Source organism: Noviherbaspirillum soli, assembly GCF_015352955.1.
Classification (GTDB): Bacteria; Pseudomonadota; Gammaproteobacteria; order Burkholderiales; family Burkholderiaceae_D; genus Noviherbaspirillum_A; species Noviherbaspirillum_A soli.
Window position 1 is genome coordinate 1 of the sequence record NZ_JACYOX010000025.1, and the last position, 25,203, is coordinate 25,203.

Annotated in this window: 21 protein-coding genes and 2 tRNA genes; 9 read left to right on the forward strand and 14 right to left on the reverse strand. The window is 63.2% G+C overall.

Annotated elements, in window-relative coordinates:
* Window positions 1–194: 194 nt before the first annotated feature.
* Both IGW04_RS16810 and IGW04_RS16815 read right to left on the reverse strand, forming a co-directional pair.
* Window positions 195–2,021, reverse strand: a complete 1,827-nt coding sequence (locus IGW04_RS16810) for a PHA/PHB synthase family protein (protein ID WP_194714245.1) — start codon at window positions 2,019–2,021, stop codon at window positions 195–197.
* Window positions 2,022–2,113: 92 nt separating this feature from the next.
* Entirely contained in the window at window positions 2,114–3,757 is a 1,644-nt protein-coding gene (locus tag IGW04_RS16815; protein WP_194714246.1) for an ATP-binding domain-containing protein, read from the reverse strand.
* 601 nt (window positions 3,758–4,358) lie between these two features.
* Here IGW04_RS16815 and IGW04_RS26070 point away from each other — a divergent pair.
* Both IGW04_RS26070 and IGW04_RS16825 read left to right on the forward strand, forming a co-directional pair.
* Window positions 4,359–5,681, forward strand: a complete 1,323-nt coding sequence (locus tag IGW04_RS26070) for a hypothetical protein (protein ID WP_194714247.1) — start codon at window positions 4,359–4,361, stop codon at window positions 5,679–5,681.
* Window positions 5,682–5,785: 104 nt separating this feature from the next.
* On the forward strand, window positions 5,786–7,150 hold the full coding sequence (locus IGW04_RS16825) for an erythromycin esterase family protein (protein ID WP_228527157.1): 1,365 nt from the start codon (window positions 5,786–5,788) through the stop codon (window positions 7,148–7,150).
* A gap of 93 nt (window positions 7,151–7,243) precedes the next feature.
* On the opposite strand, the gene IGW04_RS16830 is transcribed toward IGW04_RS16825, so the two are convergent.
* The 3 genes from IGW04_RS16830 to IGW04_RS16840 form a co-directional block, all read right to left on the reverse strand.
* On the reverse strand, window positions 7,244–8,230 hold the full coding sequence (locus IGW04_RS16830; protein WP_194714248.1) for a hypothetical protein: 987 nt from the start codon (window positions 8,228–8,230) through the stop codon (window positions 7,244–7,246).
* Between the two features lie 173 nt (window positions 8,231–8,403).
* Window positions 8,404–8,664 carry a hypothetical protein gene (locus IGW04_RS16835; RefSeq protein ID WP_228527158.1) on the reverse strand — a complete coding sequence of 87 codons (261 nt, stop codon included), beginning with the start codon at window positions 8,662–8,664 and terminating at the stop codon, window positions 8,404–8,406.
* Between the two features lie 134 nt (window positions 8,665–8,798).
* On the reverse strand, window positions 8,799–10,244 hold the full coding sequence (locus tag IGW04_RS16840) for a hypothetical protein (RefSeq protein WP_194714250.1): 1,446 nt from the start codon (window positions 10,242–10,244) through the stop codon (window positions 8,799–8,801).
* Window positions 10,245–10,500: 256 nt separating this feature from the next.
* Between IGW04_RS16840 and IGW04_RS16845 the strand changes: the two genes are divergently transcribed.
* On the forward strand, window positions 10,501–11,199 hold the full coding sequence (locus IGW04_RS16845) for a hypothetical protein (protein ID WP_194714251.1): 699 nt from the start codon (window positions 10,501–10,503) through the stop codon (window positions 11,197–11,199).
* A gap of 212 nt (window positions 11,200–11,411) precedes the next feature.
* Here the strand turns inward: IGW04_RS16845 and IGW04_RS16850 are convergent, their stop codons facing one another.
* The 3 genes from IGW04_RS16850 to IGW04_RS16860 form a co-directional block, all read right to left on the reverse strand.
* The gene (locus tag IGW04_RS16850) at window positions 11,412–13,166 is read right to left on the reverse strand and encodes a tannase/feruloyl esterase family alpha/beta hydrolase (protein WP_194714252.1); all 1,755 of its coding nucleotides are present in this window, start codon (window positions 13,164–13,166) and stop codon (window positions 11,412–11,414) included.
* A 141-nt stretch (window positions 13,167–13,307) separates the two neighbouring features.
* Window positions 13,308–15,443, reverse strand: coding sequence for an elongation factor G (gene fusA / locus IGW04_RS16855; RefSeq protein ID WP_194714253.1), 2,136 nt, complete (start codon window positions 15,441–15,443; stop codon window positions 13,308–13,310).
* A gap of 8 nt (window positions 15,444–15,451) precedes the next feature.
* Window positions 15,452–15,892: a CBS domain-containing protein gene (locus IGW04_RS16860; protein ID WP_194714254.1), complete on the reverse strand. Its 441-nt coding sequence runs from the start codon at window positions 15,890–15,892 to the stop codon at window positions 15,452–15,454.
* A 306-nt stretch (window positions 15,893–16,198) separates the two neighbouring features.
* On the opposite strand from IGW04_RS16860, the gene IGW04_RS16865 reads away from it, so the two are divergent.
* Entirely contained in the window at window positions 16,199–16,501 is a 303-nt protein-coding gene (locus IGW04_RS16865) for an HU family DNA-binding protein (protein WP_323744872.1), read from the forward strand.
* Between the two features lie 56 nt (window positions 16,502–16,557).
* Here the strand turns inward: IGW04_RS16865 and IGW04_RS16870 are convergent, their stop codons facing one another.
* The 3 genes from IGW04_RS16870 to IGW04_RS16880 form a co-directional block, all read right to left on the reverse strand.
* Entirely contained in the window at window positions 16,558–17,445 is an 888-nt protein-coding gene (locus tag IGW04_RS16870) for a hypothetical protein (RefSeq protein ID WP_194714256.1), read from the reverse strand.
* Between the two features lie 214 nt (window positions 17,446–17,659).
* A tRNA-Arg gene (locus IGW04_RS16875) sits at window positions 17,660–17,736 on the reverse strand.
* An 81-nt stretch (window positions 17,737–17,817) separates the two neighbouring features.
* Complete coding sequence (locus IGW04_RS16880; RefSeq protein WP_194714311.1) at window positions 17,818–18,069, reverse strand: hypothetical protein; 252 nt, start codon at window positions 18,067–18,069, stop codon at window positions 17,818–17,820.
* Here IGW04_RS16880 and IGW04_RS16885 point away from each other — a divergent pair.
* The 3 genes from IGW04_RS16885 to IGW04_RS16895 all read left to right on the forward strand — a co-directional run bounded on the left by IGW04_RS16885 (window position 18,062) and on the right by IGW04_RS16895 (window position 21,666).
* Complete coding sequence (locus tag IGW04_RS16885) at window positions 18,062–18,454, forward strand: NUDIX hydrolase (protein ID WP_323744869.1); 393 nt, start codon at window positions 18,062–18,064, stop codon at window positions 18,452–18,454. The two genes, IGW04_RS16880 and IGW04_RS16885, sit on opposite strands and share 8 nt — an antisense overlap.
* Window positions 18,455–18,792: 338 nt before the next feature.
* Window positions 18,793–20,193: a DUF2142 domain-containing protein gene (locus IGW04_RS16890; protein ID WP_194714258.1), complete on the forward strand. Its 1,401-nt coding sequence runs from the start codon at window positions 18,793–18,795 to the stop codon at window positions 20,191–20,193.
* Window positions 20,194–20,250: 57 nt separating this feature from the next.
* Window positions 20,251–21,666: a hypothetical protein gene (locus tag IGW04_RS16895; RefSeq protein WP_194714259.1), complete on the forward strand. Its 1,416-nt coding sequence runs from the start codon at window positions 20,251–20,253 to the stop codon at window positions 21,664–21,666.
* 27 nt (window positions 21,667–21,693) lie between these two features.
* Here IGW04_RS16895 and rnk read toward each other — a convergent pair whose 3' ends face one another.
* Window positions 21,694–22,098, reverse strand: coding sequence for a nucleoside diphosphate kinase regulator (gene rnk, locus IGW04_RS16900; protein ID WP_194714260.1), 405 nt, complete (start codon window positions 22,096–22,098; stop codon window positions 21,694–21,696).
* A 306-nt stretch (window positions 22,099–22,404) separates the two neighbouring features.
* Between rnk and IGW04_RS16905 the strand changes: the two genes are divergently transcribed.
* Window positions 22,405–22,674, forward strand: a complete 270-nt coding sequence (locus tag IGW04_RS16905; protein WP_194714261.1) for a hypothetical protein — start codon at window positions 22,405–22,407, stop codon at window positions 22,672–22,674.
* Here IGW04_RS16905 and IGW04_RS16910 read toward each other — a convergent pair.
* Both IGW04_RS16910 and IGW04_RS16915 read right to left on the reverse strand, forming a co-directional pair.
* Window positions 22,666–22,754: transfer RNA gene (locus IGW04_RS16910), tRNA-Ser, on the reverse strand. The two genes, IGW04_RS16905 and IGW04_RS16910, sit on opposite strands and share 9 nt — an antisense overlap.
* A gap of 167 nt (window positions 22,755–22,921) precedes the next feature.
* Window positions 22,922–24,187, reverse strand: coding sequence for an ATP-binding protein (locus IGW04_RS16915; RefSeq protein ID WP_194714262.1), 1,266 nt, complete (start codon window positions 24,185–24,187; stop codon window positions 22,922–22,924).
* A gap of 195 nt (window positions 24,188–24,382) precedes the next feature.
* Between IGW04_RS16915 and IGW04_RS16920 the strand changes: the two genes are divergently transcribed.
* Window positions 24,383–25,191, forward strand: a protein-coding gene (locus tag IGW04_RS16920; protein WP_194714263.1) for an IS5 family transposase whose coding sequence is annotated in 2 segments (ribosomal slippage) — window positions 24,383–24,728 and window positions 24,728–25,191 — 810 coding nt in all. Because the reading frame shifts where the segments join, the coding sequence is not laid out codon by codon here.
* The last annotated feature ends 12 nt before the right edge of the window (window positions 25,192–25,203 follow it).

Below are 25,203 nucleotides of genomic sequence, written 5' to 3' on the forward strand. Positions count from 1 at the left end.
TGCCGCTCAAAACCTTGGTCTGCCGCCATCGCCAGAGTCTGCTGTTTCATTATTCATCGCCATGCTTGTTGTTATCGGTCCTTACAACGTTTTACGTCCTCAATCCGTTTACTTATTCAGCATTGCCCTAACCCGGGGCCACGCATGGTGCTGAGCCTGCAGCATGAGGCTAGGCTGGCCAAATTCGCTCCAGTTCACGCTTCCATCACATACCTGCCCGGCGCATCGCACAGCGCTTCGCCCATTGGCGGCGGCGCAATCATCTCGCCGGCATGCCTGGCCAGCCAGTACTCCCAGGCCGGCCACCACGAGCCCTGCTGCTCGGGCACCGAGTTCATCCAGGCTTCCGGGTCGACGTAGGCATCGCGGTGCTCGCGCGTGGCAATCCGGTAATGGCGGTTGGCCTTGCCGGGCGGCGACACCACGCCGGCATTGTGGCCGCCGTTGGTCAGCAGGAAGGTGACTTCGGTATCGGTCAGCAGATGGATCTTGAAGGCCGAGCGCCACGGTGCGACATGGTCGGTCAGCGTGCCTACCGAAAAGATCGGCGAGCGGATGTCGGTCAGGGCAACCGGCCGGTTGTCTATCAGGTAGCGGCCTTCGGCCAGGTCGTTTTCCAGGAACAGGTGGCGCAGGTATTCGGTATGCATGCGGTACGGCATGCGGGTGGCGTCGGCATTCCAGGCCATCAGGTCATTCTGGATGTCCGGCTGGTTCAGCAGATACTGGTTCACGAGGCGCGACCAGATCAGGTCGTTGGAACGCAGCAGCTGGAACGCGCCGGCCATCTGGGTGGTGTCCAGGTAGCCCTGCTGCCACATGGCCGCTTCCAGCATCGCCACCTGGCTTTCGTCGATGAACAGCGACAGCTCGCCTGGCTCCTTGAAATCGACCTGCGAGGCAAACAGGCTGATGCTGGCCAGCCTGTCGTCCTGATCGCGCGCCATCGCCGCCGCCGCGATGGACAGCAGCGTGCCGCCCAGGCAGTAGCCGACTGCATTCACCTTCTCCTGGCCGGTAATGGCATTGATGGCGCCGAGCGCGGCCATCACGCCCAGCCGCCGGTAATCATCCATGCCCAGGTTGCGCTCCTTGTGGCCCGGGTTTTTCCAGGAAATCATGAACACCGTATGGCCCTGGCCGACCAGGTAGCGCACCAGCGAGTTTTCCGGCGACAGGTCGAGGATGTAGTACTTCATGATCCAGGCCGGCACGATCAGGAGCGGCAGCGCATGCACCTTGGGCGTGGCCGGCTCGTACTGGATCAGTTCCATCAGGCGATTGCGCAGCACCACCCTGCCCTTGCTGACCGCGACATTCATGCCGGGCCGGTACAGGTCGCTGGCCGGCGGCCGCTGGCCGCTCAGGTGATGCATGGCATCGAGCCAGAACTGGGCTGCGCCCTGCAGCACGTTGGCGCCGCCGGTCTGCATGGTATGCCGCAGCAGCACCGGATTGGTGGCGATGAAATTGGACGGCGCCGCCATGTCCAGCAACTGGCGCATGGTGAAGGTGACCACATCCTCATGATGGGCGGCCACGCCGCGCACGCCGAAGGTGGCGCGGTGCCACCACTGCTGGTTCAGCAGGAAGCTCTGCGAGATCACGTTGAAGGGCCAGTGCTGCCAGGCCGGATCGTCGAAGCGCCGGTCCTGCGGCAGCGGCGACACCGGCGCACAGGGCGGCCTGCCGAACTGCGCGCAGCACAGCGCATACAGGCCCAGCCGGGCGAAGCGGCTGCCGGCCTCGGTCAGCAATTCCTGCTGCTTGGATGGCGAGATCTGCAAATGCACCACCCAGTCGAAAAACGCCATGGCCAGCGAGGCCGGCGAGATGGTGCCGGTAAACCGTGCGATCCAGGCATGCAGCATGTGGTCGATATCGCTGGCCGCCGGCGGCGTTTCGGCATGCGCGGGCGCGCCCAGCCAGGCGCTGGCCTTGCGCTCGGGCTGCTCGTGCGCGGGCAATTCAGGCGGCGCAGCCAGGGCCTGCTGCAGCGGCGGGGATGTGATGTCGTTCATTGGATGCTCCTTGCTCCGTCGTACCGGATCGGCGCACCTTAACCCCTATCCGCCAGCGAAAAATTGACCCATGTCAAGCCGGCAGGACAGCCTCACCCGGCATGCAGCCGGGCGCGCAGCAGCGCCGCCGCGCGGTCGCTGATGACCAGCACCAGCTTCAACCGGGCGCGCGTCATGCCGACGAACAGCTTGCGCACCGCGCGGTCGTCCAGCGCCTCGAAGTCGATCTCGGCCAGGATCACCGCCGGCGCCGACTGGCCCTTGAAGCGGTACACCGACTCGGCCAGCAGCTGGCCGTCGCGGTAGACCGGATTGCCCAGCAGGTCATAGCCGCCGGTGAAGGAGCGCAGGGTGTGCTGCCCGAGCCGGTCGGCCTGCAGCAGCGCCGAATGGGCGCGCCCCTGGAACGACAGCAGCGCAATGTCGCTGCGGGCGAAGTTGGCGGCCAGGCAGCGGGTGATGGCCTGCTTGGCGGCTTCGGCCATGGCGACGGCGTCGTTGTCGGGATAGACCAGCCAGTCCACCTCGACGCCCAGGAACGGGCTGGCTGCCTGGATGCGCTCGGTGTCGGGCACGATGGCGGTCAGCAGGTCGACGATCTGGCGCGGACTGCGGTAATTCGACTGCGAATGCAGCGTGACCCAGCCCGGCAGCGGCACCGGCGAGCGGCCGTACAGGTTCTGCAGCGGATCTTCCAGCCACAGCGCCCGGCCTTCGGGCCGCAACAGGCGCAGCATGGCGTCGCGCCAGGGCTCGGCGAAGTCCTGGCCTTCGTCGATGATCAGCACATCGTGCATCCACGATGGCGGGATGGGCGCGCTGTCGAAGGCCTTTTCCATGTCGGCCCAGGCGCCGGGCGCGCTGTAGTCGGGCGTTGCGCCCGACTCGCGGGCAAAGGTGTCGCACAGCATGTGGAAGGTGCCGACCCGGCCGCCGGCCGGCACCAGATGCTGCACGCGGTCGGCCAGGGGCCGGTTGTAGCAGACATACAGCGGCCGCAGGCCCGCTTCCACCGCGGCCTGGAATTCGGCCAGCGCCAGTTGAGTCTTGCCGCTGCCGGCGGTGCCGACCACGCGCAGGCGGAATGGCGAGAACTCCAGCTGCCGCGCCCACACTGCCAGGCCCTGCGACAGCCGCGTGACCAGTTCCTCGGCGCGGCCCACCATGGCGCTGGCATCCGGCGTCAGCTGCAGCACATCGCCCAGGAACTTGCGCACCCGGCCGTGCTGCGGCGTCTCGGCCGTCACCGGCAGCAAGGCGGTGATCAGTTCGACCAGCCGGGTCCGGTTGCCGGCATCGACCACGCGCGACGGCTCGATGCCGGCCAGCGCCGGGTTCTTCACCTTATAGTCGGGAAAGTAAAGCAGGTAATCCACATCCAGCCTGTCGCCGCCGGTCTTGTCGAAGCGCGCCGCCAGGCCTTCCACCATCTGCAGCATCTGCTGGCGCACATGCTCCGTGCGGCCCGGATAGTTTTTCACCAGCCCTTCCGGCGTTTCCGACAGGAAGCCGGCCTTCTGCTCGATCAGCAGCATGCGGCCGTTGGGCGCGACGATGATGAAGTCGATCTCGCCATAGACCGAAAAGCCGTTCTCGATCTTGGTCCAGTGCACGCCATGGTAGACCGTCAGCGCATCCGGCAGACGCGCCGCGAACAGGTTCAGGGTTTCGATTTCACGGGCGGCGGCGCCGGTGACGGCCAGCTCGCGCCAGCCGGAAGGATAGATCTGCGGCATGCATTCGGGCGCCTGCTGCGGCGCGATGTTGGAATGGCACGATTGTATTGCAGGCGCGAAGGAGTGCTGTCCTCGAATCCGCAAGTCAAGAGCGCATGGGACATTATTTTCAAACCAGGCGGTGCCAGGCACTACGGCGATAACCCATCTGTTTATGCGAATGACCCGATGCTTGATGCTTGATGCTTGTTACCGTCAGTTGACATCGTGGCGCATGCAACGGGGTTGTCTTGTCCTGGCAGAAAAGTACGTCCTTTCCCGGCAATCGGCATCAACCCACGGCAGGGGCTGGGTCTCTTTGGCGCATGGTCCGCACATTGCACCAAACCTACGCTTCATGATGACTGCCGGCCATACGCGCACTTGAAAGCTTTCGTCGCCTTTCGGGAATACAAGCGCGAACAAGCCATTTCAGGATTAACCCATGCCCGTTGCGCCGAACCAGGGCCATGCCACATGGTCAAAATCAGTGCAGGTCCCACCAGGCGCGTTATTCATAAAACTTCTCCCTTTGTCCTACATCGATACGCGCTACGCGCCGACATACCTGCTCAACTGTATTGTCTAAACTGCAATCCTTCATTCAAACAAGGAGATCGACATGGCTGATACATATGAGAACAAGAATCCACGCATGGTGACCGGCCTCTTCAACGACCGTGAAAGTGCGGAGCGTGCCTATAGCGCAGTCTCGGAACGCGGCTACACCAAGGATGACGTCAACCTGGTGATGTCCGACGAGACCCGCAACCGTTACTTCGCAGGCGACCAGTCGATTGAAACCGAACTGGGCAGCAAGGCGGCAGAAGGCGCCGGCATCGGCGCAGGCATCGGCGGCGCGCTGGGCGCGATCGCGGCAGCCGTTGCGGCAGTGGGCACCACGATTGCCCTGCCGGGCCTGGGCCTGGTGATCGCCGGCCCGCTGGCAGCGGCACTGGCCGGCGCTGGCGCCGGCGGCGTGACCGGCGGCCTGCTGGGCGCGCTGATCGGCTCCGGCATCCCAGAGGAACGCGTGAAGCACTATGAGGAAGGCATCCGCCGCGGCGGCATCCTGATGGGCGTGAATGCACGCTCGGACGAGGATGCAATGCACCTCGAACAGAAATGGCGTGAGAGCAGCGGCGAGCATGTGGTCGGCACGGGCCTGGGCGCCACTGGCGGCGCGCTGGCTGGGGCTGCAATGGGTTCCCCTGCAGGTCCGGTAGGCATGGCGGCAGGCGCAGCCATTGGCGCGGTATCGGGCGGCCTGGCTGGCAAGGGCGCGGCTGAAGTCGTGAATCCGAAAGCCGGCGATGATCTCGGCGACCACAACATGGCCAAGGGCGTAGGCGCTGGCGGCGGTGCGATGGCAGGCGCGGCAGTCGGCGCGGCCGGCGGCCCGATCGGCATGGCGGCAGGCGCCGCGGTTGGCGCGGTTGCCGGCGGCATGGCTGGCAAGGGCGCTGGCGAAGTGGTGAACTCCAAGCCGCAGGATGACCGCGGCGAGCACAACCTCTCCACCGGCGTTGGCGCAGGCGGTGGCGCCATGGCTGGCGCGGCGGTTGGCGCAGCCGGCGGCCCGGTGGGCATGGCGGCAGGCGCTGCCATCGGCGCACTGGCTGGCGGCGCAGTCGGCCATGGTGCTGGCGCAATGGTCAATCCGGCCGAGGAAGACGCCTACTGGCGCAATTCCTATGACCGCGAGCCGTACTACACCTCGGGCTATTCCTACGAGGACTACGCGCCGGCATACAGCCTGGGCTACAACAGCCGCAGCCGCTACAACAGCGACTTCGACACGGCCGAGCCGCAACTGCGCAGCGAGTGGGACAACGTGCGTGGCGCGTCCCGCCTGAGCTGGGACCAGGCCAAGCATGCCAGCCGTGCCGCATGGCATCGCGTCGAGCGCGCGATCCCGGGCGACCTGGACCGCGACGGCAGGTAAGCAGGCAGCAAGCGGAAAAGCCGGCCTTCACAGGCCGGCTTTTTTTCGTCCGCATCAAACCTCTGCGGTATGGCAGCGGCACTTCCCCGGCTTGCCGCAGTCACATGGCCATCAAGCTCACAGGAGAACAGGCCATGTTCGACCGCACCGTGATCAAGGCCATCAAGGCCGCCGCCGTGCCGCTGCACGGCGTCACCGACACCGATGCCATCCTCGATGCCATCGGCGACGCCGACATCGTGCTGCTGGGCGAAGCCACCCACGGCACCCATGAGTTCTATCGATCCCGCATGGAGATCAGCCAGCGCCTGCTGCGCGAAAGGAGTTTCGCCGGCATTGCCGTCGAATGCGACTGGCCGGACGCCTTGCGGGTAAGCCGCTATGCCCAGGGCCGCGGCAACGATGCCAGCGCCGAACAGGCGCTGGGCGACTATGAGCGCTTCCCCCGCTGGATGTGGCGCAACCATGATGTGCTGGACCTGGTGGCATGGCTGCGCGAGTTCAATCGTGGCATCGCCGAGGAAAGGCGCCAGGTCGGCTTCTACGGCCTGGACCTGTACAGCCTGCGCCGTTCGATGTCATCGGTGGTGGAGTATCTGAACCGGGTCGACCCGGAAGCGGCGCGACGCGCGCGCGAACGCTACAGCTGCTTCGACCACCTGGCCGAAGACCCGCAGCGCTATGGCTATGCCACCACCTTCGGCATGAAGAAGGATTGCGAGACGGAAGTGATGCGCCAGCTGATGGGCATGACGGCCAACCTCGAGAAGTATGCCGGCATCGACGGCGTGCCCGGCTTCGATGAAGCGTTCTATGCGCATCAGAACGCACGCGTGGCGCAGAATGCCGAAGCGTATTACCGCGCGATGTTCGAGGGCCGCAATGCCTCCTGGAACGTGCGCGACACCCATATGGCCGACACCCTGGATGCGCTGCGCGAGCATCTGGCGCGGCGCCGCGGCGAGGATGCGAAGCTGGTGGTCTGGGCGCACAACTCGCATATCGGCGACGCCCGCTGCACCGAGATGGGCTGGCATGGCGAGGTCAACCTGGGTCAGCTGGTGCGCCAGCGCCATGGCGAGCAGCACGCCTTCCTGCTGGGCTACACCACCCATGCCGGCACGGTGACGGCGGCATCGGAATGGGACAGCCCGGCGCAGTTGAAGCACGTGCGGCCGTCGCGCGAGGACAGCCATGAAAACCTGATGCACCGCACCGGCCATGATTTCCTGCTGCCGCTGCGCGGCAATGCCGAACTGCAGAAGCAGCTGGGCCAGCGGCTCGAGCGCGCGATCGGCGTGGTCTATCTGCCGGAGTCGGAACGGGTCAGCCATTACTTCCAGAGCGAACTCGGCCGGCAGTTCGACGCCATCGTGCATTTCGATACCACCCGTGCCGTCAAGCCGCTCGATGCGCCCGCCGACATGGTGCATGACGAACTGCCGGAAACCTATCCAACCGGCATTTAACCCGCAGAGGGCGAAAGCAACGCGGACACGACAGGACGCTTTGCCAGGCAGTGCGGCCGCCGCCCCTCCTTCGCACCGGGCTGCGCGGAGCGTCTAGAACGGCATCGACATGCGCGCGATTTCCCAGGCGGCGGCTTCCTCGGTCTTTTCAAGAGGCACTGTCTGCTGCCATTCCCTGAGCGTGCTCCAGGCAATGGCGCGATCGCCAATCACCGCGATCCTGGCTGGCTCGACCGTGGCCAGCAGGTTGGCATCCCAGCCGTGTTCGCCGGGCTCGTCGCAGCGCCGGTTCTCGTGGCCAAACCATCCCCAGTAACGCTGCCTGGCAAGGCCGGCGCATGTGCCCGCCAGCTCGCCATCGAATCCGTGCAGCATGCCTTTGGCCAGGCTCAGCTGCACCAGGCACTTGCCGGGGAAAACAATCTCGGCGCAGCGGATGCGCTCACGGCTGATCACGCCCAGGTCGGAGCCTCCCAGCACGAGGCGCCACGGCCGATCGGAAATCAGGGTGTAGTTCAGCGCCATGTTGCGGGCATGAACCGCCTCGCGCCCCTGCAGCGAAAACCGGGTCAGCCAGAGTTTTTCCTGCACGTGTTCTTCATCGGGATCGTAGAGCGACACCACATTGGCAAAGCGTGCGCCGCCGGGAGTGCCTGGCGCAAGGCTTGCCGGGCCGGCAACAGGCTCGTCATGGCTTGCCTGCATCAGCAGTTGCGCCTGGATGTCGGCAACGGGCTGGCCGACGCGGCATGCCATGCCCCTGGAGACCATCAGCAGCTGCTGAATCTGATGCGGCATCAGATCGCTGGCGCGCGGACCAGGACCGGTGCGGACGGCAGCGCCGGCCGTGCTGGCGGTGTTGCCCGTGTTGGCTGTATTGGGAGTAGTGGCCATGTTGCCCGTGTCGGCGGGCTTGTCCGGCCCGCTGCTGAAGTCCAGGCTGTAATAGCGCCGCACTATGGGATGCGGCCTCGGCAAAACGCTGGTTCGCGGTGAAGGGAGCACGGCCTTGCGGCTCTGCGCCGGCCCGCGGCAAGCGGGGCGGCCAATACGCTGCATGGAATGGATGGTGGCTTGCATGGATGGCTCCTCCTGATGATGGGAGGCCCGATGCTAGCCGCAGACGGACTGCCGGCGGCATCAACCAGCGCCCGGGCTGAGCCAGCTCACGCGGCGTGTGCGGATATCACATCATTGCGGGGATGTTCCGCCAGGTGGGGACCGCGTCGCCGCAAAAAGCATGTCCTGCCGCTTCAGGCGCCACCACCACCACCGCCGCCGGCGCTGCGCCTTCGGTGCACTACCTGCACGAAGCAGGCCCATTCCCATTCCTCGCGGTAGACATCGCAGCCATGCTCGATGAAGGCATGCACCGGGCCGCAACAATCCGGACAGTCCAGCTCGGCCAGCGCCTGCGCCATGCGGTAGGCGAGTTGCCGCAGCTCCTGCTCCAGCGCCTCTTCCCTGCTCTGTTTCTGCACTTGGTTCTGCTCGTCGTCATGCTGTCGATTCATCATTGGCTCCGCTTGCTTTAACACGCAGGTATGGGCGCGACGGGCTTATACAACCCGTGGCATGGACAAGCCCGTTCCGCCCCGGATCAGGTGCGCTTGCCCGCTCGCAACAGACTTGCCTGACAGACCATGCATCATGGCCGGTACAGCAGGATCACTGTCGCCAGCAGCAACACATAGCCGATCGCATAGGGCAGATTCCACCAGGCCAGCCGGTAACTTGAAATCCGGGTCAGCGACTGCATCAGGCCCAGCGTGCCGCTGAATGGCCCCAGCATGTAGGTCAGCACCGAACTGCCGATCAGGGTCACCGCCAGCAGCTTGACATCGATGCCCAGCACTTCGGGCTTCAGCGACTCGCCCAGAAGCGCGATCGCCACCAGCGGATGCACGCCCAGCATGGCAACGGCCAGCGCCATCAAGGGCATGGAAATCAGGAACAGCCGGGTGCCCAGCGTATTGTGCAGCGCCAGGAAAGCCTGATTGACCGCATGGTCGACGCCGGAAAGATGCATGGCGCTGACAAAGAAGCCGGCCGCCAGAAAGATGGCGAACTGGTCCGCCATGCGCGGCAGCCGCGAGGCCATCTGCACCCTTGCCGCGCGCAGGAAGTCGCCGCCTTTGCCCAGCGTCATGCTCCAGGCCAATGCAAACGGAATCGCCAGCAGCGTCACCACGGTGAGCATGCCGATGCGCAGCAGATGGTCCAGCACGCCGATGGCGGCCACCATCAGCACGATGGCCAGCAGCATCTGCCCGAGATGGCGCAGGGCCGGCCGCAACTGCGGCAGGTCGGCCGCCGGCTGCGCCGGCGCCTTGATCGCGGCCGGCTGGCCGCGCAGCTCGAACAGCCAGAACAGCACCCAGTTCAGCAGCAGGCCGGCCAGCGACATGGCCATCAGCAGGGGCAGCAGCGCTGTCCATTCCAGCTTCAGGCTGTGCAGCACCACGCCGACCACGCCCGACACCGGCGTCCACAGGATCGGCAGCACATAGCCGAACACGGTGGAGACCGTGGCAAAGCGCACCGGGTCGCGCAGCGGATAGCTGCCTGTCACGGGCGAGATGCTGGTCATCATGATGGGCACCGCCGCCAGGCTCATGAAGGAGCCGCACAGGAAGGCCAGTACCGTGACCACGCAGTTCAGCTGGAACAGGCCGGCGATGCGGGCCCGCAGCACCGCCTCGATCGAATGGCCGTAACGCCCGAGCTGCACCGGAATGGATAGCAGCGGCAGCACCGAGAACAGGGCCATCAGGTAGAGCATGCTGCCGTGGGCCAGCAAATAGTCGGACCACGGCCGGCCGCTGCGCCACAGCATCAGGTAGCCGCCGCCCAGAAACAGCAGCGCCAGGATGCGGGCAATCGGTCCGCAGGACGGCAGGGACACGAGAATCGACAGCAGCGCCAGCAGCGCGGCCGCCGGCATCAGCGCCGGCAGGTGCGCCACCGTGGCGAGCAGGAAGGTGACGATGGCGGCGAGATAGAGCAGACCGCGCCATGCATCGGCCGTCGCTTCCATGCCGGCTACGCCCGGCCTATCCGACGCCAGTGCCATGACCACCAACAACCCATCCAAGCCGCATGCCTTGTTCTCCCTGCGTTGCGCCGATCCTGTGAGCAAGGCCCATGCCGCGCCACCTCCGCGACCTTAGAGGCTGCCGCATGGAGTGTCAACGCGGGCGCGCGCATGCTGCCGAATCGAGCAAGAGCGCAGGACGTTGCGCTTGCCTTCATGTTGCAGGTTGTGACGGCGGCGTGCCTGACTTACCATTCAATTGGTCAACATGGTTGACGTCAGCCTTTCCACCGCCGCATACACCAGGAGACACCTCATGCGTCTTACCCGCAATCGCCATGCCCGTCTTGCCCTCTGCCTTGCCCTTGCCGCTGCTGCCGCCGGCTGTGCCGGCAGCCGTTACGCACCGGGCGACAATGCCTCCGCGCAGGCGGGCAGCCCGATGACCTTCTTCGTGACCAGCGCCGGCAGCGGCAAGGGCGCCAACCTGGGCGGCCTGGCCGGCGCCGACCAGATCTGCCAGACCCTGGCCGCCAAGGCAGGCGCGGGCGACCATACCTGGCGCGCCTATCTGAGCACGAGCGCCAACGGCATGGGTCCGGCGGTCAATGCGCGCGACCGCATCGGCCGCGGCCCGTGGCAGAACGCCAAGGGCGTCGTGATCGCGAAGGACGTGGAAACCCTGCACGGGACCAATAACCTGAACAAGGAAACCGCGCTGACGGAGAAGGGTGAAAAGGTCAACGGCCGCACCGACCAGCCCAACTTCCATGACATCCTGACCGGCTCGCAGCCCGACGGCCGCGCCTTCGGCGGCGAAAAGGACATGACCTGCAGCAACTGGACCAGCAGCGGCGAAGGCGCCGCGATGGTGGGCCACCATGACCGCATGGGCCTGAACACCGAGCCGCCGGCGCTGTCATGGAATTCCTCGCATCCGAGCCGCGGCTGCAGCCAGGAAGCGCTGCGCGGCACCGGCGGCGCCGGCCTCCTGTACTGCTTCGCGGCCAAGTAGAAAAATCCGGGCGGAGCGCAATGCGTCAGGCTTGCTTGACACGCCATTGATGTCGCATGGTGGAATGCCCCGAAGGGATATTCCACCATGCGTGGACCAGGGAAGGTCCTTGGCATGACCTCTGCAGCATGCAACCGCGGTGCAATGCCCTTCGGGTATTGCACCCTACGAATCGCGGTGCGGCGCTGCCCAAGGCAATCTGGCCTGGCCGCCTATTGCGCCGCGCAGGTAAAGCTGGCCGCCGCGTTGATGTCTCCCGTCAGGTTATAGCGCGGGAAGGTCGGATACTCGCACAGCGGCCGGGTGCGGCCGGGCACGCCGGTGCGGTCGGCCACCACCTGGGCCGGCGGCGCAATGCCTTTCTCCACCCAGTTCTCCAGCGTCGTCACCGAGTCCCATGCGGCATTGAACACCGTGCTGGTGGAATGGCCATAGCCGGGGATCTCGTAATAGCGCATGAAGCCGGTCACCGCGGCCGCGCCCATGGTATTGCGGATGCGGTTGAAGTATTGCTCGGTGGCGCGGGTGCTGACCAGCGCATCGTGCGAGCCGTGCGCCATCAGGATCTTGCCGCCGCGCGCCTGGAAGGCCGACAGGTCGGTCCTGTTCGCATCCTGGATGCCGCTCAGCTCCACGATCCGGTTCTGCCAGATGGTGGGGTTCTGCGGGCCCAGCTGCAGCGAATTGAAGTTGGGGTTGCGGGTGACGAAATACTTCACCCACTGGTCCCAGAAGGTGCTGCCATACGGCGGCATGCTGGTCGCGGTCACCGCCGGCATCGGGTTGGCCGGCTGCTCGGTGCCCATCGACAGCGTCAGCACCGCGGGCTGCAGCGGATCGTTGCCGGGGTTGCCGAAGTCGGTGCCCCAGGTATTGAAGCCGGGATAGCTGCGCTCGCCGCTGGCCAGCGCATAGTTCAGCTGCAGCGGCGTGTTGATCACATTGAAGGAAGCGATCTGCACATCCGACAGGCAGGTGTCGCCGCTGTCGGCGCCGTTGGCGCAGCGCACCGGCTGACCGCCCGGCGAGGCGTCGACGGTGGCGGTCGTGGGATTGAAGCTGGCATTGCAGGCGACCACATTGCTGATCACGCCGTCGCGGGCGCCGTCCAGCCCGTCGCAGGCCGCGATGGCAGCGTCGTACAGCACGCGGCGCTTGGCGCGGTTCGGATACGCATTCGGCAAGGCCAGCTGGCGGGTGATGCGGCCGAACTGCAGGTCGAGGCTGGCCGCATTCCAGGCTGGGTACAGCACGATGGCGCCGTCGAAGTCGGACGGCCAGTTCTGCACCGCCAGCAGCGCTTCGCGCCCGCCGGTGAAGCCGCCGGCGAAATAGGTCTTCTGCACCGCGTCCGCATAGCGCGCCTTGATGATGGCCATGGCAGTGTCGCGGGTTTTCTTGATGGCGTTGCCGGCGAAGTTGCGAAGCGCCTCTTCATTGACGCCGAAGCTGCCGTCGCGGCTGCCGTTGGCATTGGCCTGGTGGCCGGAATCGCTGCCGAAGGTGGCATAGCCGCGTCCAAGCGGCACCTGCCTGTCGGTCGGGCCGGCTGGCACATTGGCCACGCCGGTGGCGATGGTGCCGTCATAGCCGCTGCCGCCGAACATCATGGCCTTGCGGTTCCAGTTTTCCGGCAGGTTCACCTGGAACTTGATCTTCGGCGCGTTTGCATCCACCGGATTGATATCGCCCAGCACCCGGCAGTATTGGCCGACCGCGCTGGCGCCGCTGCCGGCTGCCGGGACCACGGTCGCGCTGGTCACCGTGGCGCCGGTGGTGGCCAGGCCGATGCTGGAAGCCGGTATCGTCATGCCGGCCAGCTGGGCGCAGGCCACGGCGGCCTGCGTGGGCGCCAGGTTGCTGTCATGCCTGCTCCCGCCGCCGCAGGCGGACAGGCCCGCTGCCGCCAGCACGGCGATAGTGATGATGATGGGCGCGGCCTGGCGTTTCCTCGTGTTGAAGCGCATGTCTCCTGCTCCTGCTCCTGTTCGTATCGTTATGGCCGCAATGGCGGCACGACCATCATAGGAAACAACCAGCCAGGAAAGATTGAGTCGGCGCAATGTGCGCAGAGCGCAAAGCGGCGCCCTGCCCGCTGCCTGGAAGCCTTACCGGGCCTGCCTGCCGCCAGCCACCGCCTGCGCCAGACTGGCGGGCAGCCTTGCATAGCGCAGGAACTCCATGCTGAAGCTGGCCCTGCCCTGCGTCAGCGAGCGCAGCGTGGTGGCGTAGCCGAACATCTCCGCCAACGGCACCTCGGCCCGCAGCAGCCGGCCGCCGGCGATCTCATCCATGCCGCGCACCTGGCCGCGCCGGCTTGCGAGGTCGCCCAGCACGTCGCCGGTATGCTCGTCCGGCGTCTCCACGCCGACCGCCATCACAGGTTCGAGCAGCACGACGCCGGCTTTCCTGCAGCCATCGCGCAACGCCATCGCGGCCGCCACCCGGTAGGCGTTTTCGCTGGCGTCGACCTCATGCCAGGAGCCGCCGGTCAGCGTGACCGTCAAATCCGTCAGCGGATAGCCGGCCAGCACGCCGCCGGCCATCGCGTCGCGCACGCCCTTTTCCACCGCGGGAATGAATTCGTGCGGAATGGCGCCGCCCCTGACCGCATCGACGAAGGTGAAGCCGGCGCCGGCCGGCAGCGGCGCTATCCTCAGCACCACATGGCCATACTGCCCGTGGCCGCCTGACTGGCGGATGAACTTGCCCTCGCTGGCCTCGCAGATGCCGCGCACGGTTTCGCGGTAAGCCACCTGCGGCGCGCCGACCTGGGCATCGACGCTGAATTCGCGGCGCATGCGCTCCACCAGGATTTCCAGGTGCAGTTCGCCCATGCCGGAGATCACGGTCTGGCCCGACTCGGGATCGATGCGCACATGAAACGACGGGTCTTCCTGCGCCAGCCGCTCCAGCGCATGCGCCATGCGGTCATGGTCGGCCTGGGTGCGCGGCTCCACCGCCTGCGCAATCACCGGCTCCGGGAAGGCGATCTGCTCCAGCATCAGCGGGTGCGTTGGGTCGCACAGGGTGTCGCCGGTCGACACGGTCTTCAGGCCGACAGCGGCGGCGATGTCGCCGGCATGGACTTCGCTGATCTCGGTGCGATGGTTCGCATGCATCTGCAGCAGACGGCCAATGCGCTCGCGCTTGCCGCGCAGCGTGTTCCATACCGTGTCGCCGGCATGCAGCGTGCCGGAATACACCCGGAAGTAAACCAGCTGGCCGGCGAACGGGTCGGTCATGATCTTGAAGGCCAGCGCGGCGAACGGCGCCTTGCTGTCGGGCGCGCGCTCGACCGGCCTGCCCTCGCTATCGATGCCGACCACCGGCGGCAGGTCCGACGGCGCCGGCAGATAGTCGAGCACGGCGTCGAGCAGCGGCTGCACGCCACGATTGCGATGGGCGCTGCCGCACAGCATGGGCATGATCTCGCCGGCGATGGTGCGGCGCCGCAGCGCCTGCCTCAACTCCTCGACGGAGATGTCGGCGCCGTCGAGGTATTTCTGCAGCAGCGCGTCGTCATCCTCGACCGCCGCCTCCACCAGCGCGGCGCGCCACTGCGCAGCGCGTTCCAGCAAGTGCGCCGGGATCTCGGCCATATGGAAGCGCTGCCCCTGCCCTTCCTCGTCCCAGACGATGGCGCGCATCGTCAGCAGGTCGATCATGCCGTTGAAGTCGGGGCCTTCCTCCAGCGGCAGCTGGAGCGGCACCGGCGTGCCCTTGAGCCGGTCGATGATCTGCTGGCGCACCCGGAAGAAATCGGCGCCGGCCCGGTCCATCTTGTTGACGAAGGCAATCCGCGGCACCCGGTACCGGGCAGCCTGGCGCCACACGGTTTCCGACTGCGGCTGAACCCCGCTGACAGCGTCGTACAGCATGCAGACGCCGTCGAGCACCCGCAGCGAGCGCTCGACCTCGACCGTGAAATCCACATGGCCGGGCGTGTCGATGATATTGATGCGGTGCGCCGGCCGGCCGCCGTCCATGCCTTGCCAGTAGCAGGTGGTGGCGGCGGCGGTGATGGTGATGCCGCGTTCCTGCTCCTGCTCCATCCAGTCCATCGTGGCCGAGCCTTGGTCGACCTCGCCGATGCGGTGGCTGATGCCGGCATAGAACAGGATGCGCTCGGTCAGCGTGGTCTTGCCGGCGTCAATATGGGCGGAAATGCCGATGTTGCGGTAGCGCGTGACCGGCGTGGCCGCCGCGACGCCATCGGACCGCGCAACGGGTCCCGTGGCCATGCGTCACCTCAGGCATGCTGGCCGCTGATGTAGTGTTCCAGCTGCTCGATGGTGAACTGCTGGTCCGAGATGATGTCCTTGACCAGGTCGCCCATCGAGATCAGGCCGATCAGCCGGCCGCCCTCCATCACCGGCAGGTGGCGCACCCGGCTGTTTGCCATCAGCGCCATGCAGTCTTCATTGCTCTGCTGCGGACGCACGTACAGCACCGTGGGACTCATGATCTCGCGCACCGCGGTCTGGTCGGAATTGCGGCCCATCAGGATGACCTTGCGCGCATAGTCGCGCTCGCTGACCATGCCGACGATGGCGCCGCCTTCCATCACCACCAGCGCCCCGATGCCATGTTCGGCCATGCGGCGGATCGCCTCCAGCACGGTCTCGCCGGGACTGATGGTGTGCACTTCGGTCCCGCCCTTGGCATGCAGTATCTGGGAAACGGTCTTCATCGTTCATCCTTTCGCTGGGTTGGTCATACGGAAAATGGCTTTGCCTGCGGTGTGCTGCCGCGCCGGAAGACAGCTGCATTCTGCCGGCGAATGACGAATCGGATGGAAGCAGTATAGACACTATCGCCCGCTTCATGGGCGTCGATAAAGCGCTGTTGGCGTGGATCAGGCCGGCGGCGGCGGCATTTTTGGGCCCGATCCGGCTTTCATGCGGCCAGATAGGCACATCCCGCGTTTTATTTGCAAGAAAAGCGGGCTGACGGCTACTGTTTTCGCTTGTTATTCCGCTAAAATTCAAGCCCCTCTATCTCACAGGCAAGTACCATGAAAAAATCAGAAATGATCGATCACATCGCGCAGACGCACACCCTGACCAAGGTCGAAGCCAACCGTGTGCTCGACACCGTGATTGGCATCATCCACACCGACCTGAAGAAGGAAGGCCGCTGCTCGATTCCCGGCCTGGGAACCTTCAGCGTGACCAAGCGCGCCGCCCGCACCGGCCGCAACCCGGCCACCGGCGAAAAGCTCAAGATCAAGGCGTCCAAGAACGCCCGCTTCAAGGCCGCACCGGCCCTGAAGGAAATCATCGCCAAGGTAAAGATCTGAGCCAGGCTTGCTGAGAAGTCCATGCGCGGCGCAACGCGCCGCGCAGTTTTTCCCGCCTAGCGCGGTTCCCGCTGCCGCTGATATTCGGCGCGCTTCATGTCCATGTAGTCTTCCCGCTCGACCTCGCGCAACTGGCGCGCGTAACGTTCGGTCGCGCTGAACCAGTCCTTCAGCCGTCGCTCGAACTGCTCGCTTCCTGGCGCATCCACTTCCTTCAGATAGGAATCGATTGCCAGGTAATAGCGCATGGTGTTGCGCTCCACCACGCCGCGCACGCCGCCGATATAGGCTGGCTTGCCGCCCTCGTCGCCGGTGACGGTGAAGCCGACCTTGTTGGCGCCGACGGTCGCCAGGTAGCCCTGCATGCCCAGCTTGCCGGCCATGCCGTAGGAATAGGAATAGGTCAGGTGCAGCAGCGTCCTGCGGCTGTCGACCGCGCCGGCCTCGACCAGGATGCGATAGTCGCTGGTGCCCACCGGCCCCTTGTCGGCCGACATCTTCACGTCGAGGTAATCGGGCGTACTCTCGGCCTTGTAGCCGAAGTCGACGCGGTAGGCCTGGTCCAGCGGCTGCGGGTCCTTCTTGCCGATATAGACCGTCAGGCCCGGCCCGCCATCGACTTCGGCCGCGCGGCAGTACTTGGTGTTGAGATGCAGGATCAGCACGTCGCACCACTGCTCGCGCGTCTTCAGCGCGGCTGCGACTTTCTCCAGCGGATAGTCGAGCAGCGCATAGGCTTCGCCCTTCAACTGCTTGGGATTCTCGGTGGATTCGATATACAGCGGCTGGCCGAACTGGTTGCTGGCAAGCCGGGGCTTGAGTTCCGCATACTTCTGGCGCAGCGCCTCGGCGCCGTCGGCGGCATGGGTCAGGGCCGCGGCGGCAAGGCCGACGGCAAACGAGATGGCCTGGAACAAGCGCAGGCAGCGGGAACGGTAGGCCATGATGGTGGCGGCACATGGCCCGCGAGCTTGCTCAAGGCACGGTGCCGCAAGATGTGTTTGAAAACCTTATCTTAAATCCGCTATGGCAGAGCATCGGTACGACAGCGCACATCCTCTATTGAGGTACCTCCAACAAGGTCGTCGACAGGAAGGTATGGAGGGGAAGGAAAACACAAAAGAAAAAGGGCCAGATCTTGCGATCTGACCCTTAAATTGGTGCGGCTGGCAGGAATCGAACCCACGACCCCTTGGTTCGTAGCCAAGTACTCTATCCAGCTGAGCTACAGCCGCTTGGTAATGCACCGTCTTTTTAAAACGGTTTGTCAGGCTCTGACGGCATTGCCGTCATCAATGACTGTTTCTGCGACTCGGTTACTGCTGTTCGTCGTCAGGAGCCGGGATTCTAACAAAGGTTTTCACGATCGGCAATGCCCAGGGAAATTTTTGTGATGTGGCAAACTGCGGCTGCCACCACAAAACCATGCAGGCCGGCGCCGACCTGCCTATAGTAGCGCCGTAGCGCAAGGCCATTCCCATCCCATCCATCGTTGCCATCGACACCATGCCTCCCAGGTCCGTTTCCAGCAAACCCGTTCCTACTTCCTGCGGCACGCTGGTGATCAATCAGCGCGGCCAGATCCTGCTCTGCCATGTCACCGGCACCCGCAACTGGGATATTCCCAAGGGCATGCAGGACCCTGGCGAGTCCACGCTGCAGGCGGCCATGCGCGAGCTGGTCGAGGAAGCCGGCCTGGCCTTCGACAGCGACGCCTTCGAGGATCTCGGCAGCTTCGACTACCGGCCCGACAAGCGGCTGCATCTTTACAAAGTGCGCGCGCCCGAGACACTGGATTGCCTCGACCATCTCTGCTGCACCAGCCATTTCCCGCATCACATTACCGGCAAGGCCACGCCCGAGGTCGACGGCTTCCGCTGGGCTGCCCGCGATCAGGTACGCAGCCTGTGCTGGCCGCGCATGGCGCAGCGGCTGCTGTCACTGGACTGGTAGATCGATTCGGCTACCACTGCAGCCCGCACCAGGGGCAGCCAATCGCCAAACTGTTGAGCGCAATCTCCTTCGATGCGCGAAGTGGCAACTAAAGCATGCGCACCTTGTCAGACTGCCATGTTCGCCTGGCAAGGCAACAGGTTTATTGACGCCGCACGAGTGCTTTCGACAGTGGCGGCCACCTTGGCCGCCCTGCGCCTGGCCTGTGGCGAACAGGCATTGCCGTAATAAGGCCTGCGCGCATCTGCGCTGATAAAGGGCTTTGTTGCCGGCCGCCTGCGGGCCAGTAGCGATGGCCCGGCAAGCCATGCCTGGCCATCGCGCTTCACAACGACAACATGAATACACACATCGCCACATTCCATTCCATCCGAACAAGGAGCATTCTTCTTCTGAACCGAAGAACGCAGCTGATCGCCTGCCTGATCTTCATCGGCACCATGCTGTCGTCCATCATTCCGCCGTTCCAGTCGCCGGATGAATTCGACCATATCAAGCGCGCCTACCTTCTGTCGCAGGGGCAGTTGATCCTGGTCAGCCCGCCCAACGCCAGTTCAGGCGGCTATATCGACAACGGCCTGCTGCAGTACATGGATGGCTTCACCCATCTGCCATTCGAAGAAAAACACACGGTGGCGCGCGAAACGATAGAGCATGCCAGGCAGTCGCGCTGGCAGCACACGGCCAACTTTTCGATCGCACCCGGCACCGGCTATTACTTCCCGCTGGTCTATCTGCCCCAGGCCGCAGGCCTGCTGATCGGGCAGGCGCTCGATCTGTCGGTCGACCTGTCCTACCGCCTGGCGCGGCTGCTGGCGCTCAGCGCCACGCTGGGCCTGCTGTTCTTCGCCGCCCGGATTTACCCGACCAACCTCCTGACGCTGGCCCTGCTGGCGCTGCCGATGACGGTGTTCCAGATGGTATCGGCCACATTGGACGGCACCACGACCGCGCTGGCGATCCTGTGCCTCTCGCTGTTCATGCGGGCCTGCGACCGCAGCATGGCCTATCCGAAGTGGATGTCATGGTTGCTCGGGATGGCGCTGCTGCTGCTGGTAAACAGCCGCACGCATCTGCTGCCGCTATTGGCGCTGCCGCTGGTGATCTATTTTTTCCGCAAACGCACGCTTGACCTCGCGCTATGCGCCGGGCTGACGGTGACGGCGCTGGCATGGCTGTTCATCGCCATGCGCTACACGATAGACCTGCGGGTGGCGCGCAGCGCCTCCCTGGGCGAAATCATCGGCTATTACCTCAGCAAGCCGCTCGCCTTTCCCTCGGTGCTGTGGGCGACCTTGATGGATAGCGAGACCAGGCAATACTATCAGCAGGCCTTTGTCGGCAAGCTGGGCTGGCTCGACCTGCAATTCCAGGACTGGTTCTACAACCTGTCCCTGCTGTTCTGCGCCGCGATGGCCGCGCTATCGGTGCAATGGTCCACCCTGCGCCAGGACTGGCGGGTGCGCGTCTGCCTGGCGGCCTGCGCCGGCATCTCACTGCTGCTGGTGTTCTTCCTGCTGCTGGTGACCTGGAGCAAGCATCCGGCCGCACTGATCGAAGGCGTCCAGGGCAGGTATTTCCTGGTGCCCTGCATCCTGCTTGCCTATGCGCTCAAGGGCCAGGCCACGCTGGTGTCGGGCAACCGCAGGATCATCGGCCTTTTGCTGCTCTATCTCTATCTGCTGATGCTGTCCGTCGTCATGCCGCAGGAACTGATCTACCGTTATTTCGCCAACTGACCTGCTGGCCGGCGCCGATTTGCGCCGGCCAGCAAGCTCCACACCCGTTACCGACCTATGGATGCACACCCTCAAGCAGCAGTCCGGCCACGCGGCAATGCCAGAAAGGCCGGGCTGGTTTGTCTGATTGCCCTGGCCTGCGCGCTGGCCCTGGCCTATGAATTTTCACCGGGCTTCATGTCCTTCGACACCCTGTACCAGTACCGGCAGGCAAAAGGCCTGGCCGCGCTCAACGATGCGCATCCGGTCATCATGGTGATGTTGTGGCGCTTCTTCGACAGCGTAAGCGACAGCACTGGCGCCATGCTGCTATTTCACCAGTTGCTCTACTGGCTGACAGTCGCGCTGTTTGCGCTGCTGGTGGCGCGCCGCCTGGCCTGGCGCATCGCACTCCTGCTGGCCATCGGCTTTTGCCCGCCTCTGGTGATTACCTCGCTGCACATCTGGAAGGACGTCGGCATGATGTGCATGCTGGCATTGGCCTGCGCGGCCCTGCTTGGCTACCTGCGTTACCGACATTGGGGCTGGCTGCTGCTGGCTGCGCTGGCACTGTTCTATGCAATCGCCGTCAGGATCAACGGCTTCATTCCCGGCGTGTTCCTGATGGGCTTCCTGGCCTACGCGGCTGTATCACGCGCACGCCTGCCAGTGCTGAAAAAGACGGGTATGGCCCTGCTTGCGGTGGCGGCGCTGAGCCTGGCTTACTTCCAGGGCATTGCCGTCCTCAATGCCAACGCCGAGAAAAGCAATGGCCTGGGCACCCTGCTGGTGTGGGACCTGGCCGAAATCTCGCTGGCGCGCGGCGAGGACGTGATACCGCCCTACATCCCGCGCGTCGGCACCGGAGCGCTGCTGCAGGATCTGGCGCGGGTCCGCGTGCCGGACACCAATTACCCTTACTGGGCCGTAGTCTGGCCTTTCCCGCCACAGGAGTTCCAGGGCCGCCTCCTGCCCGACTGGCTGAAGGTAGTGGCTGCAAATCCCGGCATCTACCTGAAGCACCGCAGCCACCTGTTCCTGACCATGCTGGGGATAGGCGTGCCGAAGATTTATTACCCCTATCATCCGGGCATCGATGGCAACGAGTTTGGCTTCCGCTTCAACCACATCAGCGAGCAGCGCGCCGGCAGCTATTTCCGCGCCTTCGACCGCCTTGCGGCGACCCTCTTCTACAAGCCCTGGCTTTATCTGTTGCTGTGCATCGCGACACTGGGGCTGTCCTGGCAGCGCTTCCGTGGCGCACGCGGCAACCGGGATGAAAACCTGCTGGCCGCCACGGTGGCCGTGAGCGGCATCGCCAACATGGCGTCCTTGTTTTTCCTGGCGACAGCGGCGGACTATCGCTATGTAATCTGGACCGTGTTCGCCGGTTTGCTGGGCGGGGTGATGGTGGCGGCGGACATGCTGCGGGAACGCAGGATGGGAAGCGTTGCGGCGCAGGCCATGCCGCGTCGGGAACGTGGCATGGCCTGAGGCGGGCTCAACGGAGCGGCCAGGCTTTCAACGGGAAAAGTCCCCGGCCCGCTCCGGCTGATAAATCACCTCGACGATCCTGACCTTCACCAGGCGCCCGTCCGGCCCCGGCCAGTCGATGCTGTCGCCGACCGACAGGCCCAGCAGCGCGGTGCCAACCGGTGTGAGGATGGAAATGCCGTCAGGCACATCCGGCATTTCCCTGGGATAGGACAGGGTCAAGCAAAACGTTTCCGGCGACTCGTCGATCTGGAACCGCACCGTCGAGCGCATCGTCACCACGGTCGGCGGCATGTCTTGCGGCGCGAGAATGTCAGCCCTGTCGAGTTCTTCGAGAAGGGACTGCGCGGCTAGGGAATCGGGCGGCAGGGTATCGAGCAGGCCCTCGATCCGTTCGAGGTCCGTCGAGGACACGATGATGGATGGTTTCATGGTTGGAACTCCCGGCAGGCCTTAAGCCTGACAATTGATTGAAGGGATGGACCGGCGGTACGCCCCGGACGCCATTTGCGCGGAGCGGACAAAGCCAGTCAGATGCCGTTTGCCGGAGATGCGCGACAGCTCAGCTATCGGCGGCGGCACAGCGGCGAAGCTGTTGCGTCGGGGCAGGCTCGGGAGGCTGGAAAACCCGGGAGGGTTATCAGGCGCTCACCGAGCCCAGGAAAGGCAGGCAAGATCCCGGACGGACAAGGATGCCGTGCCGATGCGTGGAAACGGCACGGCGGGCGTAGCGAGGCGATGCGCAAGAAGATCGCCGGCAAGGACGCGCGGCAGCGACTTCCCCTGTTTCAGGGAAGAACAATCGTCATTCAGGGGAATGCGGGGCTTGTTCACTGTGAAGTCTGCGGATGCGGGCTGGCCGGAATGGTCGAGTATATAGGCTTTGGCCGGATCTTCAATGACATGACGGGCTGCGTTTTGTGCCAGGGCGCGGCTCCCCCAAGGCATCGCCAGAAACGGAAAAGGGGATTGGCTTCAAGTCAACCCCCCTTCAATCCCTGGTGCTGATGAGACGAATCGAACGTCCGACCTACTGATTACGAACCAAATATCGAATTTTAAACACGTATATCAATTAACCACTTAGCGCGCTTGCCCAAGGTTAGGCCTATATCGACTCAGTCACGAACCGCATTAGTTAGGTTATCTCTCGACACAAACTTGACACACCATTTCACTGACACCTTAGCGACGCAAAGGAGAATAAACTAGAGACTGGCACATTGCTTTCTAATTCTAGAAGCAGACAACCTATTTAAACTCTATCCATTGGAATCTTGTCCACTTTGTCGCCTTCGATCCTTAACATGGCACGGATGCACATGCGAGACTGAGGGTCGACAAAAATGAAGGCGTCACCGTTTGCTGCCTTGCGAAGTACCGGTTTTATATGCTCTTCTGGTTTATCTTCAGCTAGTTCAGATAAACAATTGCCTACACCGCCGATAGCGGTCCCCGAGTCATTCTGATAAAAAATCTTACGAATTTCAGCCTCGACTCTGGCTGTCTTAAATTCATTCTCAGGCAGCTGCCCCAGTACATAAAGCACTTGGTTCCGTCTTTGAATCTTAGTATCGCGTTCGTTGAGGTGGCTTTCAATCAAGGTATAAGAGGAACTTAACGTTCCATCTAACCATTTTCTATCCGCAAGCTCAACAGCGGTTTTGTTGACGATGGCATCTTTTTCGCATACCTGAGCGAGCTCAAGACAATACTCATGTAAAGCTTGTGGGATTTTGTCAGTAACCCAAAGTATATGACCTAACAATTCTTCTTGGAAAGCTGGCGCAATTTCATAACCCAGTTCAGTCTTAAATCCTCGCAGGACAATGGCTTCCGCTTCGGCTTTTGAAAGGCGAGCTACCTCCTTCAATTCAATAAGACGATTTGCTACTGTCCTGTAACTGGGCGTCTTATTGAAGAAATCCTTAATTCCATTTGGCACACCAACTATAAGGAACTTAACGTTTTCTTTAACGAAGTTTGGGTCATCTGCAACAGTAATGATGTCTGCGAGCTCATCCATGAGCTCGCGTTTATCGAAGATGCGTTCAAGGTTGTCGAGGACAATAAATGCTTTTTTATTGCCTGCGTCTTTGCGAGCTTGCTTAATCGCATCCTGCAACGGGTCTTCGTCCGTAATTTGGTACTTCTTGTTGTGTTCGAGTCCGCCCGAGGCTACCCCGGGAAGGCCCGCTTGAGCCGCTTTCTTTTCATCATATCCAGTCACTCTAGCAGCGCCAGGAGTTTGCATCGCTTTCTGCAACTCTTTTGCAATGCTCTTATTTCGGCTTGCATGAGCCAAATTGACTACTTTGTAGTAGACGTTATTCTTTTTAAAGAAGTCGGTATATAGCCAAGATTTTCCGCAACCGCTTTCACCGTAGATGATTATGTGTTCCTTTCGCAGAATTTTTTTTTCGAAGTCGTCCTCAAGCTCCGAACGATTTGCATACATCTTTGGGTTGTATTCACCACGAGGCGTAAACACTTCTTGTGGCTGGGGTCTTTTGGTTGCCATTCAAATTCCGTGCGTTGATTGTCCCGATAAGTAACGCAGAAGCGCGTAACTACAAAGCGGTATAATTGCAAATCTACCACATACGGTTAGCGACCACTAACAAACAGAACATTTTTCAGGAATAGTAAGAGCATCTAACAAAATGGAATTTTCGTTGTCATAGCAACTCGTCGATAATTATCGTGGCGAGGCAATATGGCACGCGAACTGGTTGATGATGAATTGTGGGAAACAGTCCGACCCCTACTACCAGTCAGGCGACGGCGCAAGACGCATCCCGGCCGCAAGCCGTTGGACGATAGGCGTGTACTGACGGGCATTCTGTTTGTTTTGCAGTCTGGAATTCCTTGGGAAATGCTGCCGCAGGAAATGGAATGCGGCTCTGGCCTGACCTGCTGGCGGCGTTTGCGTGCTTGGCAAACGGCCGGGGTATGGCGCAAGCTGCACTGCGTCCTGCTAGACAAATTACGTGGCGCCGACAAGCTCGATTTCTCCCGGGCTGTTGCCGACAGCTCGTCGGTACGTGCCGTGCACGGCGGAAAAAAAGTGGACCGAACCCAACCGATCGCCGTAAGGCGAGCAGCAAGCACCACCTCCTCGTCGATGCACAGGGCATTCCGGTCAACGTCAGTCTGACCAAGGCCAACCGGCATGACGTCACGCAGTTGTTGCCCTTGGTCGATGGCGTCCACCCCATTCGAGGAAAACGCGGGCGGCCTTTGAAAAAGCCCAAGTCCGTTCAAGCCGATCGTGCCTACGACAGTCGCGCCCACCGCCAAGCATTGGAGCAGCGCGGTATCGGGCACCAGATTGCCAAGCGCCGAACAGCGCATGGCAGTAATTTGGGAAGGACCCGGTGGGTAGTTGAACGCACTATCGCCTGGTTGCATCAGTTCCGGCGACTACGTGTACGCTACGAACGACTGCCCTCGATTCATGAAGCATTCCTTCACTTGGGCTGCGCCCTTATTTGCTGGCGCATTTTGAAAAACTCATTTTGTTAGATGCTCTTAATC

What these genes read in the sequence shown, in the direction of transcription:
- IGW04_RS16810 (WP_194714245.1), bottom strand. Translation starts at nt 2,021, where the DNA reads ATGAACGACATCACATCCCCGCCGCTGCAGCAGGCCCTGGCTGCGCCG.
- IGW04_RS16815 (WP_194714246.1), bottom strand. Translation starts at nt 3,757, where the DNA reads ATGCCGCAGATCTATCCTTCCGGCTGGCGCGAGCTGGCCGTCACCGGC.
- IGW04_RS26070 (WP_194714247.1), top strand. Translation starts at nt 4,359, where the DNA reads ATGGCTGATACATATGAGAACAAGAATCCACGCATGGTGACCGGCCTC.
- IGW04_RS16825 (WP_228527157.1), top strand. Translation starts at nt 5,786, where the DNA reads ATGGCCATCAAGCTCACAGGAGAACAGGCCATGTTCGACCGCACCGTG.
- IGW04_RS16830 (WP_194714248.1), bottom strand. Translation starts at nt 8,230, where the DNA reads ATGCAAGCCACCATCCATTCCATGCAGCGTATTGGCCGCCCCGCTTGC.
- IGW04_RS16835 (WP_228527158.1), bottom strand. Translation starts at nt 8,664, where the DNA reads ATGAATCGACAGCATGACGACGAGCAGAACCAAGTGCAGAAACAGAGC.
- IGW04_RS16845 (WP_194714251.1), top strand. Translation starts at nt 10,501, where the DNA reads ATGCGTCTTACCCGCAATCGCCATGCCCGTCTTGCCCTCTGCCTTGCC.
- IGW04_RS16850 (WP_194714252.1), bottom strand. Translation starts at nt 13,166, where the DNA reads ATGCGCTTCAACACGAGGAAACGCCAGGCCGCGCCCATCATCATCACT.
- fusA (WP_194714253.1), bottom strand. Translation starts at nt 15,443, where the DNA reads ATGGCCACGGGACCCGTTGCGCGGTCCGATGGCGTCGCGGCGGCCACG.
- IGW04_RS16860 (WP_194714254.1), bottom strand. Translation starts at nt 15,892, where the DNA reads ATGAAGACCGTTTCCCAGATACTGCATGCCAAGGGCGGGACCGAAGTG.
- IGW04_RS16870 (WP_194714256.1), bottom strand. Translation starts at nt 17,445, where the DNA reads ATGGCCTACCGTTCCCGCTGCCTGCGCTTGTTCCAGGCCATCTCGTTT.
- IGW04_RS16890 (WP_194714258.1), top strand. Translation starts at nt 18,793, where the DNA reads ATGAATACACACATCGCCACATTCCATTCCATCCGAACAAGGAGCATT.
- IGW04_RS16895 (WP_194714259.1), top strand. Translation starts at nt 20,251, where the DNA reads ATGGATGCACACCCTCAAGCAGCAGTCCGGCCACGCGGCAATGCCAGA.
- rnk (WP_194714260.1), bottom strand. Translation starts at nt 22,098, where the DNA reads ATGAAACCATCCATCATCGTGTCCTCGACGGACCTCGAACGGATCGAG.
- IGW04_RS16905 (WP_194714261.1), top strand. Translation starts at nt 22,405, where the DNA reads ATGCGCAAGAAGATCGCCGGCAAGGACGCGCGGCAGCGACTTCCCCTG.
- IGW04_RS16915 (WP_194714262.1), bottom strand. Translation starts at nt 24,187, where the DNA reads ATGGCAACCAAAAGACCCCAGCCACAAGAAGTGTTTACGCCTCGTGGT.